Source organism: Acidovorax delafieldii, assembly GCF_007993815.1.
Lineage (GTDB): Bacteria > Pseudomonadota > Gammaproteobacteria > Burkholderiales > Burkholderiaceae_C > Acidovorax > Acidovorax delafieldii.
In genome coordinates this window covers 116,472-129,516 of record NZ_VJWE01000002.1, presented here as the reverse complement: position 1 = coordinate 129,516, position 13,045 = coordinate 116,472, and the positions used below count along the sequence as shown (strand labels likewise).

14 protein-coding genes are annotated in these 13,045 nt (G+C 66.5%); 8 read left to right on the top strand and 6 right to left on the bottom strand.

Annotated elements, in window-relative coordinates; genetic code table 11:
* The coding region (locus tag ATF69_RS01515) for a DUF4148 domain-containing protein (protein ID WP_146869692.1) at positions 1-265 on the top strand (265 nt) is incomplete at its 5' end.
* Between the two features lie 216 nt (positions 266-481).
* Here the strand turns inward: ATF69_RS01515 and ATF69_RS01510 are convergent.
* From ATF69_RS01510 to ATF69_RS01495, 4 genes are all read right to left on the bottom strand, one after another.
* Complete coding sequence (locus tag ATF69_RS01510) at positions 482-1,621, bottom strand: zinc-binding dehydrogenase (RefSeq protein ID WP_146869691.1); 1,140 nt, start codon at positions 1,619-1,621, stop codon at positions 482-484.
* Between the two features lie 214 nt (positions 1,622-1,835).
* Entirely contained in the window at positions 1,836-2,987 is a 1,152-nt protein-coding gene (locus ATF69_RS01505) for an MFS transporter (protein WP_208758680.1), read from the bottom strand.
* A gap of 96 nt (positions 2,988-3,083) precedes the next feature.
* The gene (locus ATF69_RS01500; RefSeq protein WP_244303633.1) at positions 3,084-4,079 is read right to left on the bottom strand and encodes an alpha/beta hydrolase; all 996 of its coding nucleotides are present in this window, start codon (positions 4,077-4,079) and stop codon (positions 3,084-3,086) included.
* 254 nt (positions 4,080-4,333) lie between these two features.
* A complete protein-coding gene (locus tag ATF69_RS01495) occupies positions 4,334-4,804 on the bottom strand; it encodes a cyclophilin-like fold protein (protein ID WP_056745120.1) in 471 nt (156 codons plus the stop codon).
* 96 nt (positions 4,805-4,900) lie between these two features.
* Here ATF69_RS01495 and ATF69_RS01490 point away from each other — a divergent pair, with 96 nt between their 5' ends.
* From ATF69_RS01490 to ATF69_RS01480, 3 genes are all read left to right on the top strand, one after another.
* Positions 4,901-5,791, top strand: coding sequence for a LysR family transcriptional regulator (locus ATF69_RS01490; RefSeq protein ID WP_056744411.1), 891 nt, complete (start codon positions 4,901-4,903; stop codon positions 5,789-5,791).
* Positions 5,792-5,940: 149 nt separating this feature from the next.
* Positions 5,941-6,420, top strand: coding sequence for a MerR family transcriptional regulator (locus ATF69_RS01485; RefSeq protein ID WP_146869688.1), 480 nt, complete (start codon positions 5,941-5,943; stop codon positions 6,418-6,420).
* Complete coding sequence (locus tag ATF69_RS01480; protein ID WP_146869687.1) at positions 6,347-6,748, top strand: carboxymuconolactone decarboxylase family protein; 402 nt, start codon at positions 6,347-6,349, stop codon at positions 6,746-6,748. The genes ATF69_RS01485 and ATF69_RS01480 overlap by 74 nt, the downstream gene beginning before the upstream one ends.
* Before the next feature lie 55 nt (positions 6,749-6,803).
* Here ATF69_RS01480 and ATF69_RS01475 read toward each other — a convergent pair whose 3' ends face one another.
* Complete coding sequence (locus tag ATF69_RS01475; protein WP_146869686.1) at positions 6,804-7,391, bottom strand: Lcl C-terminal domain-containing protein; 588 nt, start codon at positions 7,389-7,391, stop codon at positions 6,804-6,806.
* A gap of 111 nt (positions 7,392-7,502) precedes the next feature.
* Positions 7,503-8,477, bottom strand: coding sequence for a LysR family transcriptional regulator (locus ATF69_RS01470; protein WP_146869685.1), 975 nt, complete (start codon positions 8,475-8,477; stop codon positions 7,503-7,505).
* Between the two features lie 167 nt (positions 8,478-8,644).
* Here ATF69_RS01470 and ATF69_RS01465 point away from each other — a divergent pair, with 167 nt between their 5' ends.
* The 4 genes from ATF69_RS01465 to ATF69_RS01450 all read left to right on the top strand — a co-directional run bounded on the left by ATF69_RS01465 (position 8,645) and on the right by ATF69_RS01450 (position 13,041).
* On the top strand, positions 8,645-9,733 hold the full coding sequence (locus ATF69_RS01465) for a tartrate dehydrogenase (protein WP_146869684.1): 1,089 nt from the start codon (positions 8,645-8,647) through the stop codon (positions 9,731-9,733).
* Positions 9,734-9,774: 41 nt separating this feature from the next.
* Positions 9,775-11,079, top strand: coding sequence for a glycerate kinase type-2 family protein (locus ATF69_RS01460; protein WP_146869683.1), 1,305 nt, complete (start codon positions 9,775-9,777; stop codon positions 11,077-11,079).
* A 61-nt stretch (positions 11,080-11,140) separates the two neighbouring features.
* On the top strand, positions 11,141-12,175 hold the full coding sequence (locus ATF69_RS01455) for a Bug family tripartite tricarboxylate transporter substrate binding protein (RefSeq protein ID WP_056067589.1): 1,035 nt from the start codon (positions 11,141-11,143) through the stop codon (positions 12,173-12,175).
* Positions 12,176-12,261: 86 nt separating this feature from the next.
* Positions 12,262-13,041: a GNAT family N-acetyltransferase gene (locus ATF69_RS01450; RefSeq protein WP_146869682.1), complete on the top strand. Its 780-nt coding sequence runs from the start codon at positions 12,262-12,264 to the stop codon at positions 13,039-13,041.
* Positions 13,042-13,045: the final 4 nt, after the last annotated feature.

The window sequence follows — 13,045 nt, the reverse complement described above, 5'->3', positions numbered from 1 at the left end:
CGCCGCTGTTGCCGCTTTCGCCGCCTTTGGCGCCCATGCCGATGAAGCCGATGGCTCGCAATTTGCCCTGAAGTTCGACACCAACCGCACCCGCGCTGAAGTGGCTGCCGAAGCTGTTGTCGAAGCCCGCACCCACAACATGGAACCCGCAGGCTCGCGTGTGGTGACCTATAAGTCCACCGCCGACCGCGCTGCCGTGCGTGCCCAAGCTGCCGAAGCCGTGCGCACCGGCCAGATCCCTTCGGGCGAATTCAGCGCCATGTAATTTGGCAGACCAACTGCTGAGATTGGTTTGAAGCAGTTGCGGGACTTCCCATGGCGGTGGCACCTCGCGCGGTGCGGGTGTCGCTGCCATGGGGAGTGTTAACTGAACCGCAGGGGCGGGCAGGCAAAAAGGGCTCCCTTTGGGAGCCCTTTTTGTTGGTGCCTGCCGTGTAGCCGCGCCCCCCCAAGGGCGCCAGGCGCGCCCCCGCAACGTCGCTTACAGCGACGGGTCGATCAACACCTTGGCGCCGGTATTGCGCGGGCCGTAGAACGCGATGGACTCGGCGCTCAGCGCCCCGGCCAGCGACACGGTGCGCGCGTAGTGGCTGGCGAACGTGGTCTTCAGCTCGGCCGCCACGCGCTGGCGCAACGCCTGGGTGGCCTCTTCGCCGATCTTCTGCAGAAACGGAAACAGCAGCCATCCACCCATGCCCCAGGCCATGCCAAAGGTGCGGTGCACTTCGGTCGGGCGCGTGTCCAGGTGGCCGTACAGGTACACCTGCTTGTGCACGGCCGAGCCGTAACGGCTGTATTCCTTGGCCTTGCGGTTGATGGCGGCCTCCATGCACTGCAGGATCTGCCCGGCCAGCGTGCCGCCGCCCGTGGCATCAAACGCAATGGTGGCGCCCGTGGCGGCCAGCGCATCGGTCAGTTCGGCCATGAAATTGGGCGCGCTGCTGTCGCACACATACTGGGCGCCCAGCTCGCGCAGCAGCGCCGCCTGCTCGGGCTTGCGCACGATGTTGACCAGGCCGACACCGTCCTTCTGGCAAATCTTGAGCAGCATCTGGCCCAGGTTGCTGGCCGCAGCGGTGTGCACCAGCGCGGTGTGGCCTTCGCGCTTCATGGTTTCGACCATGCTCAGCGCAGTCAGCGGGTTGACAAAACACGACGCGCCCTCAGCCGCCGTGGTTCCGGGCGGCAAAGGCAGGCACTGCGCTGCAGGCATGGAGCGGTACTGCGAATACATGGCGCCACCAATCACTGCCACCGTGCGGCCCAGCAGCGCCTGCGCAGCGGGCGATGCACCCGCAGCCACCACCAGACCGGCGCCCTCGTTGCCCACGGGCATGCTCTGGCCCAGGCGTGCCGCCATGCCGGGCATGGCGCGCTCGGGGATGCTGGCCGTGGCCACCGGCCGCTCGGCCGTGCCCGTGACCTGCACGGTGGACAGATCAGCCGGGCCCAGCAGCAGGCCAATGTCCGATGGGTTGATGGGCGTGGCCTGTACCTGAATCAGCACTTCGTCAGGCCCTGGCGTGGGCACGGGTGACAGCTCCAGGCTGATCTGCAAGGTGCCATTGGCTTGTACAAGCGAGCGCAGCTGCAGCGCGGTGGTAGGGATGGATGGGTTCATGGAGGATTCGCAGTGGGATGATGGAAATGGGGCCGCGCGCATGAAGCGGCGCGACGTGGAGGGAGGCTGGGGTGCCAGCAGGTCACAGCCTCTCCACCTGCCGCGCCATTTTTCACCAGGACGCCGGGTTTTGCTGTCCCCTCGGTTTTGCACCCCACAACGCCGTCAGTTTGCTGGTGCGCAAGGCACGCGTTCACCCCATCTCCTTCAGCCTTCAACTACCGGCAACAGCACAGCCCTCGGTCCTGCCAGAGCGCCAGGTCAGCAAGACCAGCAACGCGGCCACCAGCAACAAAATAGCGCTGACGACAAAGGTGCTCTGGTATCCGTTGCGGTCAAATAGCAGGCCCCCCACCGTGGAGCCCAGGCCGATAGCCAGTTGGACCACCGCCACCATGAGACCGCCTCCGGCTTCAGCGTCTTTCGGCATCGACCGGGCGACCCATGTCCACCAGCCCACCGGCGCGGCCGTAGCCACCAGGCCCCACACACCCAGCAAGGCAGTGACAGCGGTGAGCTGGTCACCCAAACAGATCAGCGCGATGGCGATGAGCGCCATCAAGACGGGTGCCATGAACAGCGTTGGGTAAAAGCCTCTGGCCAGCGCCGCGCCGACGAGTGTGGTGCCCACAAAGCCCGCCACCCCGATCACCAGCAGAATGAACGACAACGTGAACCCACCCACATGCGTGACGGTTTCCAGAAATGGCCGCAGGTAGGTAAACAGCACAAACTGTCCCATGAAAAAGCAGCCTACTGCCAGCATGCCCACAGCAATCATCCGGCACCGCAGCAGCCTGACAACCGCACCACCAGAGCCCCCCGCACGCTGCTGACCGGCAGGCATGGGCGGCAGGCTCACCCACTGCCAGATGAAAGCCACCACCGCCACCGGCACCAGCCCCCAGAAGGCCCCACGCCACCCGACCAGAGCACCCAGATAGCTGCCCAACGGCGCCGCCACCACCGTGGCCAGTGCGTTGCCACCATTGAAAATGGCCAAAGCCCGTGGCACCTGCTGCGCAGGCACCAGCCGCATGGCCGTGGCCGCAGACAGCGACCAGAAGCCACCCACCACCACTCCGATGAGCGCGCGGCCTGCCATGTACACCGCATAGTTCGGCGCCAGTGCAATGACTGCGCCAGAGAGGCACATCAGCGCTGTGAGCCCCAGCAACAAGGTCTTGCGGTCCACCCGGCCTGCCAACGCAGCAATGCTCAGGCTGGTGAGTACGGCAAAGGCGCCCGATATCGCAATGCCCTGCCCTGCCCCGCCTTCGCTGACCCCCAGGTCTGCCGCCATGGGGGTCAGCAGGCTAACGGGCATGAACTCCGACGCGATCAGCGCAAACACGCAGAGCGTCATCGCAAAGACGCCGCTCCAGCGCGCAGGCTGCACCGCTGCACCCAGCGCACCGTCGAAATCGACCGACGGCGCAGCGCATACCTGAGTGGTCATCGTTTACGCCAGGTGCTTGCCAAAGAACGCCGTCAGCTTGTCCCACGGGATCAGGTTCACGCGGTCATACAGATCCACGTGGCCTGCTCCGGGGACGATGTGCAACTCCTTGGGCTCGGCAGCACGTTGGAACGCGTCTTCGCTGAACTCCTTGGAGTGCGCCTGATCGCCCGTGATGAAAAGCATGGGGCGCGGAGAAATCGTCTCGATGTCATTGAACGGGTAGAAGTTCATGAACTTGACGTTGCTGGTCAGCGTGGGGTAGGTGGTGGTCAACGGCGAACCGCCCTTGGGAGTGAACTCGCCACGCGGGGTGCGGTAGAAGTCGTAGAACTCGCGTTGAATGGGGTGAGTGTCTGCCGTCAGCTGGTGCACCGTGCCACCGATGTACTGGGTGGCACCGTCGGTGAACTCCACATACCGCTGCTCGGCAGCGGCGGCAATGATCTGCTTGCGCTGCTCCACGGTTTGCGAGTGGTTGAGCGCATCACGGTTGGCAGCGCCCATGTCGTACATGCTGACCGTGGCGATGGCCTTCATGCGCGGGTCGATCTTGGCAGCGCTGATGACAAAGCTGCCGCTGCCGCACACACCAATGGCACCGATGCGCTCGCGGTCCACCATCGCCTGCGTGCCCAGAAAATCCACCGCTGCACTGAAAGCCTCGGCATAGATGTCAGGCGCCACTGCGTTGCGCGGCTGGCCGTCGCTCTCGCCCCAAAAAGGCAGGTCCAGCGACAGCGCGACAAAACCCTGCTCTGCCATCTTGGTGGCATACAGGTTGGCGCTTTGTTCCTTGACTGCGCCCATGGGGTGGCCCACCAGAATGGCCGGATTTTTCTTGCTGCGGTCCAGGTTCTTGGGCACAAACAGGTTGCCAGCCACCGCCATGCGGTACTGGTTCTTGAAGGTCACCTTGCGCACGGCCACCTTGTCGCTTTGGTAGAAATTGTCGGCGCCGCTAAGCTTGCCGTGCGCTGGCTGCGGCCCCGCTGCCATCGCACTACCACCCGCGGCAGACAGCCCGCCCCATACCGCCGCACCGAAGCCCGCCCGGATGAGGAAGTCGCGCCGGTCCGAGGTGAGGGGGGCTGTGCCGGGTATTGGGTGCTGCGCGTGGATGTTGGAGAGTGTGTTGTGCATGTTCGATGCTCCTGGGGAGGTAGGAAATTGGGGAAGGACGAGAAATCGAGAAATGAAGGCGGGGGTCGATGGCGCGCCTTCGTTGGACGCTCCAATGCTTTGTCCACGCGTCAATCGCTGGCGCGTTCGATACGCACCTTCAAAGGCCCCTGGCGCTGCAACGCGGGCAGGCCCGTGTCCACTCTGCCCAGCCGCACCAGGCCGCGTGCATAGGCGTCATCGCCCACGAAAATCGCCAGATTGCCCCAGGGCGCGTAGTAGTTGATGTCACCTGTTTTGGGGGTGATGCCCGCCGGTGCCCCGTCCACCGACAGCTTGCGCGGCAGGGTGGCGATGCGTTCGATCTCCGCGTAGTTCTGCAACGTCAGCGACAGCGGCAGTTGGGCCACAAAATCGCGCGCTGCGGCGTTGTTGTCCAGGGTGGCGGTGGCAATGGCGCCATCAATTTGCAGATGAATTTTCATGGGGCCCTGCTGTGCAAAGGTGGTGGCGGGCATCACCCCGGCTGCCAGGGTGAATCCCAAGGCGACACCCACCAGGGCGCGGCGTTGGAAGGGGTGGGTGCTGATGCGTTGTGCCATGGCGAGAAGTTTGCCCAGCATTGCTTGCGCCGACTAGATAATGAATGGCGAATGGGTTTATAAGACTGGCTAACCAATCAATCCAGAGAATCAGACATGGCGAGACGCAACCTGAACGATCTGATGGCCTTTGTCACCGTGGCGCGCGAGGGCAGCTTCACCCGGGCCGCAGCCACTCTGGGCGTCACGCAGTCCGCGCTGAGCCAGACCATCCGTGGCCTTGAAGAGCACCTGCAGATCCGGCTGCTCACACGCACCACGCGCAGCGTCTCGCCCACACCAGCGGGCGAACGCCTGATGCAAGCCATCGGTCACCGCTTTGACGATATTGAGGCCGAGCTGGATGCGCTGACCGCACTGCGCGACAAACCCGCAGGCACTGTGCGCATCACCTGCGGCGACCACGTCATGCACACCACGCTGCTGCCCAAGCTCATGCCACTGTTGCACGACAACCCCGACATCACGCTGGAGTTCGACATGAACTACGGCTTTCGCGACATCGTGGCCGACCGTTTTGACGCCGGGGTCCGCCTGGGCAACACCATCGACAAGGACATGATTGCCATGCCCATCGGCCCGCCGCTTCGCATGGCCGTGGTCGCATCGCCCAGCTACTTTGCCGCCCATCCCATTCCCAAAACCCCGCACGACCTGACGGCGCACCGGTGCATCAACCAGCGCATGCCTACCTCGGGCGGCCTGTACGTGTGGGACTTTGCGCGCAAGGGCAAACAGGTCAACGTGCGGGTGGATGGCCCGCTGATCTTTAACACCGCCCCGCCCCAGGTCGATGCAGCGTTGGCCGGGCTGGGCATTGCGCTGCTGCCCGAGGACGAACTGGCCACCCACATCGAAGACGGACGCTTGGTCCGAGTGCTGGAAGACTGGTGCCCACCGTTCGCGGGCTACCACCTGTACTACCCCAGTCGGCGTCAGCCATCGCCTGCGTTTTCGCTGGTGCTGCAGGCGTTGCAGCTGCGGTGAAGAGACTGCTTGCAAGCACGCGGGTGGCTAGAGATCACGAGGCTGCGAATACGAACAAGGGTTAGACAGCGGCCTGTTGCGACCCCTTGTCACGTTGGAGCGATTCAGTGCTTGACTTAGAGTGCACTCCAACTTTCAGAATCGTTCCCATGGCATCCCTCCTCCCCATTGCCGAAGTCGCCAGACGCACCGGCCTGACCGCACACACCCTGCGCTACTACGAGCGCGCCGGTTTGATTGCGCCGGTAGCCCGTGCACCCGGTGGCCAGCGCCGCTATGCGGCGTCGGACATGGAATGGATCGGATTCCTGCTGCGCCTGCGCGAGACCCAGATGCCCATCGGGCAGATGCAGGCCTTTGCGCGGCTGCGCAGCGAAGGGAACGCCACCGCCCCCGAGCGGCGCCAGTTGCTGGAACAGCACCTGGCGCAGGTGCTGGCAACGATCACCACGATGCAGCAAGCCGCACAGGCGCTGCAAGCCAAGATCGCGCACTACCAGGGCCTGGAAGCGTCCCTTCGGTCCACCCCGTCATCCACCCACCAAGGAAGCGCCCATGTCCCCCCAAACCCAACCCCGCTATCTCCAGGGCCTCGCCAAGCTGCGCGAAATCGACGGCCACGCGGGTGAGCGTGTCGTCGCCAGCCTGGCCGACATCGCCCCCGACTTTGCACGTTACCTGATCGAGTTTCCGTTTGGCGACATCTATTCGCACCCCGGACTCGATCTGCGCAGCCGCGAGATTGCAGTCATCGCCGCACTGACCGCGCTGGGCAACGCCACGCCACAGCTCAAGGTGCATTTGCAGGCGGCGCTCAATGTGGGCGTCACCCGCGAAGAGGTCGTGGAGGTGCTGATGCAAATGGCGGTGTACGCAGGCTTTCCGGCCGCGCTCAACGGACTGGCCGCGGCACGCGAGGTGTTTGCAGCGGCCGACGCACAACCAGAGGCCGCTTGAAGCGCCCTGCCGCCCCGCCCTGTCCTGCCTGCTACGACTGCAGCGAGGCGACCGCCTATTTGGCGGCCCCCACCGGCATCGGCCGCACCAGCCGCACCGGCAGCTTGCTGGCCCGCGCGGCATCGCCGCGCGCCTCGCCGGTGGACAGGTTCACCGCCCAGCCGTTGATCATGGCCGCCTGCCGCGCGCCATCACCCGCCCGGCTCTGGGCGATGTTGCCGTAGGTGTACTGGTTGACGCTGGGCGCGCTCACGTTGGCGGTGGACGTCCAGTGCCACTGGCCCGGCGCCGCAGGGAAAAGGAGGGGGTTGAGGCCCGGGGGCGACAGCGCCTTGTCCACCAACCGCTGCAGCTCTGTCGCACGGGGCAGGCGCCAGCCCACACCCTCGGCCTTCCAGCGGTCAGAGGCCAGAGCCGTGGCCTCAGCACGGTCCAGCAGCAGGGGCTGGCCCGTGCAGGTTTTGCCGGTCCATTGCATGCCCTCCACACAGCGTGGCCAGGCCAGGCCGGCACGCTGGTCCAACACATAAGCACCATCGGCGGACAGGGACCAATCGGCGGCCACCTGCGAATCGGCGGCCTGCGCAGGCCCGGCAAACAGGGCAACCAACAGCGGGGGGACGAGCGGCAATAACGTTTTCATGGGCAAAGCAGGGGCAATGAAAGCCAGGTACAGGTCCGAGGGGCATAGAGGCATCACAGAATGCCTTGGCGACACCCTAACCCGGCAACGGCCTGCGCGCCACCCACCATATCAAGAAACCCGCGCGGCCCGCCGCTTGTCCATGCGGCCACCCACGCCCACTCCTGCCAGCGAGCCTGACGCGGCCAATGCCTCGGCCAGGAACCCCACAAACGCCTGCACCCGCGTCGAAAACTGGTGCCGCTGCGGGTACACCGCGTAGATGTCGGCCGCAGGCGTGTGGTACTGCGGCAGCACGGGCTCCAGCAGGCCCTGGGCCAGATGGCGGTTCACGTCCCACTCGGCGCGCATCACGATGCCGTGGCCCTGCAGCGCCCACAGCACAGCGATCTCTCCGTCATTAGTGGTGAGGTTGCCGGTGATCTTGATCGACTCGGTGTGCGCCTTGCTGCCACGCCCGGTGGTCAGGCGCCACAGGCCGTAGGCCTCGTCGCCCTGGCGGATGCCGATGCACTGGTGCTCCATCAGGTCGCGCGGCACGCGGGGCCTGCCATGCTGCTCTAGGTAGGCGGGTGCGGCGCACAGCACGCGCCGGTTGGGTGCCATGCGGCGGGCAATCACGCGGCCGTCGGGCGGCTCGCCAAAACGCACGCACACGTCGTAGGCATCGTCGGTGATCGGTGGCGGGTGCACCGACAGCTGCAGCTGCACATCCACCTCGGGGTACTGGCGCACAAAGTCCGAGATCACGGGCGCTATGTGCATGCGGCCAAAACCCAGCGTGGCATTCACGCGCAGCAGGCCCTTGGGGCTGGCCTTGGACTGCACGATGAGTTCGTCCAGCGCATCGATCTCGCGCAGGATGCGGCGCGCGTGCTCCAGCAGCAGCTCGCCCTCGGGCGTAAGGCTCATGCGCCGGGTGGTGCGGTTGATGAGCACCACACCCAGGCGCTTTTCCATCCGCGCCAGGTGTTTGCTCACGGCGGCGGTGGAGACACCCATTTCGCGCCCGGCGGCGCTCAGGCTGGGGCTGGCCGCCAGTGCCGAGAAGAAGCCCAGTTCTGCGGGCTGGATGGTAGAGCTCATCGCCGCATTATCAACTGCAGGTTAACGATAGATTCACTTGAGCGCCGTTTTTACAACGAGCGGATGCCTACAGTCGCTCTCACTGTTTTTGTTCCACCCGCTTTTCGCGGCCCGACATCCCCACAGGCCTTCCCCGACGCTTTCACACACCAAGACCAAAGACCTTCATGAAAACCTACCAAATCGCCACCATCCCCGGAGACGGCATCGGCAAGGAAGTGATTCCCGCCGGCCAGCGCGTGCTCGAAGCCCTGGCCGCCCGCCATGCGGGCCTGCAGTTCCAGTTCGAAAACTTCGGCTGGGGCGGCGACTGGTACCGCGCCCACGGCATCATGATGCCGGTTGACGGGCTCGATGCGCTGCGCGGCAAGGACGCCATCCTGTTCGGCTCAGCGGGCGACCCGGACATCCCCGACCACATCACGCTGTGGGGCCTGCGCCTGAAGATCTGCCAGGGGTTCGATCAGTACGCCAACGTGCGGCCCACGCGCATCCTCCCGGGCATTGATGCGCCCCTGAAACGCTGCACGCCCAAGGACCTGGACTGGGTCATCGTGCGCGAAAATTCCGAGGGCGAATACTCGGGCGTGGGCGGCCGCGTGCACCAGGGCCATCCCATCGAGGCGGCGACCGATGTGTCCATCATGACCCGCGTGGGGGTGGAACGCATCCTGCGCTACGCCTTCCGCCTGGCCCAATCCCGCCCCCGCAAGCTGCTCACCGTCATCACCAAGAGCAACGCCCAGCGCCATGCCATGGTGATGTGGGACGAGATTGCCGCGCAGGTGGCCACCGAGTTCCCCGATGTGAAGTGGGACAAGGAGCTCGTCGACGCCGCCACGGCCCGCATGGTCAACCGCCCCGCCACGCTCGACACCATCGTCGCCACCAACCTGCACGCTGACATCCTCAGCGACCTGGCCGCCGCGCTGGCGGGCAGCCTGGGCATTGCGCCCACCGGCAACATCGACCCCGAGCGCCGCTACCCCAGCATGTTCGAGCCCATCCACGGCTCAGCATTCGACATCATGGGCAAAGGCCTGGCCAACCCCATTGGCACCTTCTGGTCGGTGGTGATGCTGCTGGAGCACCTGGGCGAGGTGGATGCCGCCCGCGCCGTGATGCAAGCCATCGAACAGGTCACCGCCAACCCGGCCCTGCACACCCGCGACCTGGGCGGCACGGCCACCACGGCGCAGGTGACCGACGCCGTGTGCGCGCTGATCGGCAGCACGCAGTTGCAAAAGGCCGCCTGAGCTGCGTGGCCCCAACGCACTGCGCCCTGCCCCACACCCCGATGAGCACACACATCGACACCCAGGCCCGCCACTGGCTGCGCAGCATGTTCGACGCCGCCATCGCATCCGCGCAGCCCGCGATATGCCTGCCGCCGCACCTGCCTGCCCCGCCCCCGGGCCGCACGGTGGTGATCGGCGCGGGCAAGGCATCGGCGCAGATGGCGCAGGTGCTGGAGGCCCACTGGCCCACGCCGCTCTCTGGCGTGGTGGTCACACGCTACGGGCATGCTGCCGCCTGCCAGCACATCCGCGTGCTGGAGGCTGCCCACCCCGTGCCCGATGCGGCGGGCCTGGCGGCCGCGCAGCAGATGCTGGCCGCAGTGGCGGGCCTCACAGCAGACGACCTGGTGATTGGCCTGTGGTCGGGCGGCGGCTCGGCGCTACTGCCCTTGCCATTGCCGGGGGTCACGCTGGCCGACAAGCAGGCGCTCAACCAGGCCCTGCTGCGCAGCGGCGCCAGCATCGGCGAGATGAACTGTGTGCGGCGCCACCTCTCGGCCGTCAAGGGCGGGCGGCTGGCCCTGGCCTGCAGCCCTGCCCGCGTGGTCAACCTGGTGATGTCCGATGTGCCGGGCGACGACCCGCTGGACGTGGCCTCGGGCCCCACTGTGGCCGACCCGACCACCCGCGCACAGGCGCTGGCCATCTTGCAGCGCTACCGCATTGCGCTGCCACCCGCCGTACTGGCCGCACTGGACACTGCCGCCAGCGAAAGCATCAAGCCCGGCGACACCCGGCTGGGCCCCATCACCACCCACGTCATTGCCACGCCCGACCTGGCCCTGCAGGCAGCCGCCCAGGTGGCGCGCCAGGCGGGCATCGAGCCCACGCTGCTCGGCGATGCACTGGAGGGCGAAGCCCGCGACATGGGCACCGTGCTGGCCGGTGTCGCCCGCTACGCCGCCAAGACCCCGTCACCACGGCACCGCGTGCTGCTGAGTGGCGGCGAGAGCACTGTCACCCTGCGCACACCGGCCCCAGGGCAAGCCATGCCAACCCCGGGGCGCGGCGGGCGCAATGTGGAATGCCTGCTGTCCCTGGCCCTGTCGCTCAAGGGCTTGCCCGGCGTGTACGCATTGGCCGGAGACACCGATGGAATCGATGGCCTGGAGCCCGTGGCAGGCGCCATCGCCACGCCCGACACGCTGGAGCGCGCCGCCGCGCTGGGCCAACACGCCACCGTGGCGCTGGACGCACACGACGCCCACTCCTTTTTTGGCGCGCAGGGCGACGCCGTGGTCACCGGGCCCACGGGCACCAACGTCAACGACTTCCGCGCGATCCTGATCGCAGCCACGGGCTGACGCCATGCACCGACGTCCCTAGCCCAGCAACCACAAGAAACACAACCCAACGGAGACAACCATGCCACGCATTGCAACCCCCCACCACCCACCGTCAACGCCGCCCACAACGCCCTCCACACGCCGGCACCACCTGCTGGCGCTGGCCGCCCTGGCTGGCGCTGCCTGTGCCCTGCCCAGCGCACCGGCGCACGCGCAGGCCTGGCCGGCCAAGCCCGTCACCATCGTTGTGCCCTTTGCGGCCGGCGGCACTACCGATGTGCTGGCACGCGCGCTGGGCGAAAAACTGGGCACAGCCCTGGGCCAGCCCGTGATCGTGGAAAACCGGGGCGGCGCGGGTGCCACCATCGGGGCCGACTACGTGGCCAAGGCCCCTGCCGACGGCTACACGCTGCTGATGGGCGCGGTGCACCACACCATTGCAACGAGCGTGTACAAAAAGCTCAACTACGACTTTCAAAAGAGTTTTGCACCCATCACCACCGTGGCGCTGGTGCCCAACGTGCTGGCTGTGAGTGCGGCCACGCCCGCCAAGGACGTGAAGGAACTGGTGGCGCTGATCAAGGCCACGCCCAACAAGTTCTCCTACGGCTCCAACGGCGCGGGCACGGCGCAGCACCTGATCGGCACGCAATTCGCCACGTCCATCGGCCAGCCCCTGCTGCATGTGCCCTACAAGGGCAGCGGCCCGCTCACCACCGACCTGCTGGGCGGGCAGGTGTCGATGTCGTTCGACACCGTCACACCCGTTCTGCCGCACATCAAGGCGGGCAAGCTGCGCGCCCTGGCGGTGACCACGGCCAAGCGCTCGTCCACCCTGCCCGACGTGCCCACGCTGCAAGAAAGCGGCTTTGCGGGCTTTGACATCGGCACCTGGTTTGGTGTGCTGGCCCCCGCCCGCACGCCCGCCGATGTGGTGGCGCGGCTGAACACCGAAATGGTCAAGGTCATTCAGTCGCCCGATTTTCAAAAGCGCATGCACGACATTGGCGCCGAACCCATCGGCAACACCCCCGCGCAGATGGCCGAACAGATTGCGGCCGACACCGCACGTTTTGCCAAGCTGGTGGCCGACAACAAGATCACCACCGACTGACCCGGTGGCAAAGAGCGGTTGCAAAGAGTTGTCGCACAGGGTGGCTGGCGAGTTGAATGGTCAAGGTGGGTTGGTATAAACCTGCGATGACCGACACCGCCGCCTCCATTGCCCACACAGCACCCGTTGCCCTCGTCCGCGCGCTGGAAGAGCGCGCCTTCAACGCCTGGCCCGCGCACCAGACGGTGTTTCACCGGGGCTGGGTGTTCCGGCTGTCGGGCGGCTACACCAAGCGCGCCAACTCGGTCAACGCGCTGGTGCCCGGCGCGCCGTTTGACGGCGTGCGCGAGGCGGCGGCAGCGCTGTATGCGCGGCATGGTTTGCCCGCCGTGTTCCGCATCTCCCCCCTGGCCCCGGCCGAGGCCGACCAGGAGCTGGCGGACGCGGGCTACCAGCACTTTGACCCCTCGCTGGTCCTGCACCGGCTGCTGGCGCCGGGCGCGGTGCCTCGGCCAGATGACAGCACCGTGGTCAGCACTTCGCCATCGCCCGCGTGGCTGGAAGGTTTTGCGGCGGCCAACGGCGTGGCGCCGCACCACCGCAACCTGCACCGCAGCATCCTCGACGCCATCGCCCACCCGGTGGGCTATGCGCTGCAACACGACGCCCAGGGCCACGCCGTGGGCTTTGGCCTGGCGGTGCTGGAGCGCGGCGCGGTGGGCCTGTACGACCTGGCTGTGGCGCCTGAACACCGGGGCGGCGGACGCGGGCGCGCGCTGGTGCAGGCGCTGCTGCACTGGGGCGCCGAGGCCGGTGCGACCAGCGCCTACCTGCAGGTGCGGGCGCAGAACACGCCTGCGCTGCGGCTGTATGAATCGATGGGGTTCAAGACGGCCTACGGCTACCACTACCGGGTGCCGGGCTGAGATT

Excerpts from the sequence above, each read along its gene's own strand:
- ATF69_RS01510 (WP_146869691.1), bottom strand. The coding sequence starts at position 1,621 with ATGAACCCATCCATCCCTACCACCGCGCTGCAGCTGCGCTCGCTTGTA.
- ATF69_RS01505 (WP_208758680.1), bottom strand. The coding sequence starts at position 2,987 with ATGACGCTCTGCGTGTTTGCGCTGATCGCGTCGGAGTTCATGCCCGTT.
- ATF69_RS01500 (WP_244303633.1), bottom strand. The coding sequence starts at position 4,079 with ATGGCAGCGGGGCCGCAGCCAGCGCACGGCAAGCTTAGCGGCGCCGAC.
- ATF69_RS01495 (WP_056745120.1), bottom strand. The coding sequence starts at position 4,804 with ATGGCACAACGCATCAGCACCCACCCCTTCCAACGCCGCGCCCTGGTG.
- ATF69_RS01490 (WP_056744411.1), top strand. The coding sequence starts at position 4,901 with ATGGCGAGACGCAACCTGAACGATCTGATGGCCTTTGTCACCGTGGCG.
- ATF69_RS01485 (WP_146869688.1), top strand. The coding sequence starts at position 5,941 with ATGGCATCCCTCCTCCCCATTGCCGAAGTCGCCAGACGCACCGGCCTG.
- ATF69_RS01480 (WP_146869687.1), top strand. The coding sequence starts at position 6,347 with ATGTCCCCCCAAACCCAACCCCGCTATCTCCAGGGCCTCGCCAAGCTG.
- ATF69_RS01475 (WP_146869686.1), bottom strand. The coding sequence starts at position 7,391 with ATGAAAACGTTATTGCCGCTCGTCCCCCCGCTGTTGGTTGCCCTGTTT.
- ATF69_RS01470 (WP_146869685.1), bottom strand. The coding sequence starts at position 8,477 with ATGAGCTCTACCATCCAGCCCGCAGAACTGGGCTTCTTCTCGGCACTG.
- ATF69_RS01465 (WP_146869684.1), top strand. The coding sequence starts at position 8,645 with ATGAAAACCTACCAAATCGCCACCATCCCCGGAGACGGCATCGGCAAG.
- ATF69_RS01460 (WP_146869683.1), top strand. The coding sequence starts at position 9,775 with ATGAGCACACACATCGACACCCAGGCCCGCCACTGGCTGCGCAGCATG.
- ATF69_RS01455 (WP_056067589.1), top strand. The coding sequence starts at position 11,141 with ATGCCACGCATTGCAACCCCCCACCACCCACCGTCAACGCCGCCCACA.
- ATF69_RS01450 (WP_146869682.1), top strand. The coding sequence starts at position 12,262 with ATGACCGACACCGCCGCCTCCATTGCCCACACAGCACCCGTTGCCCTC.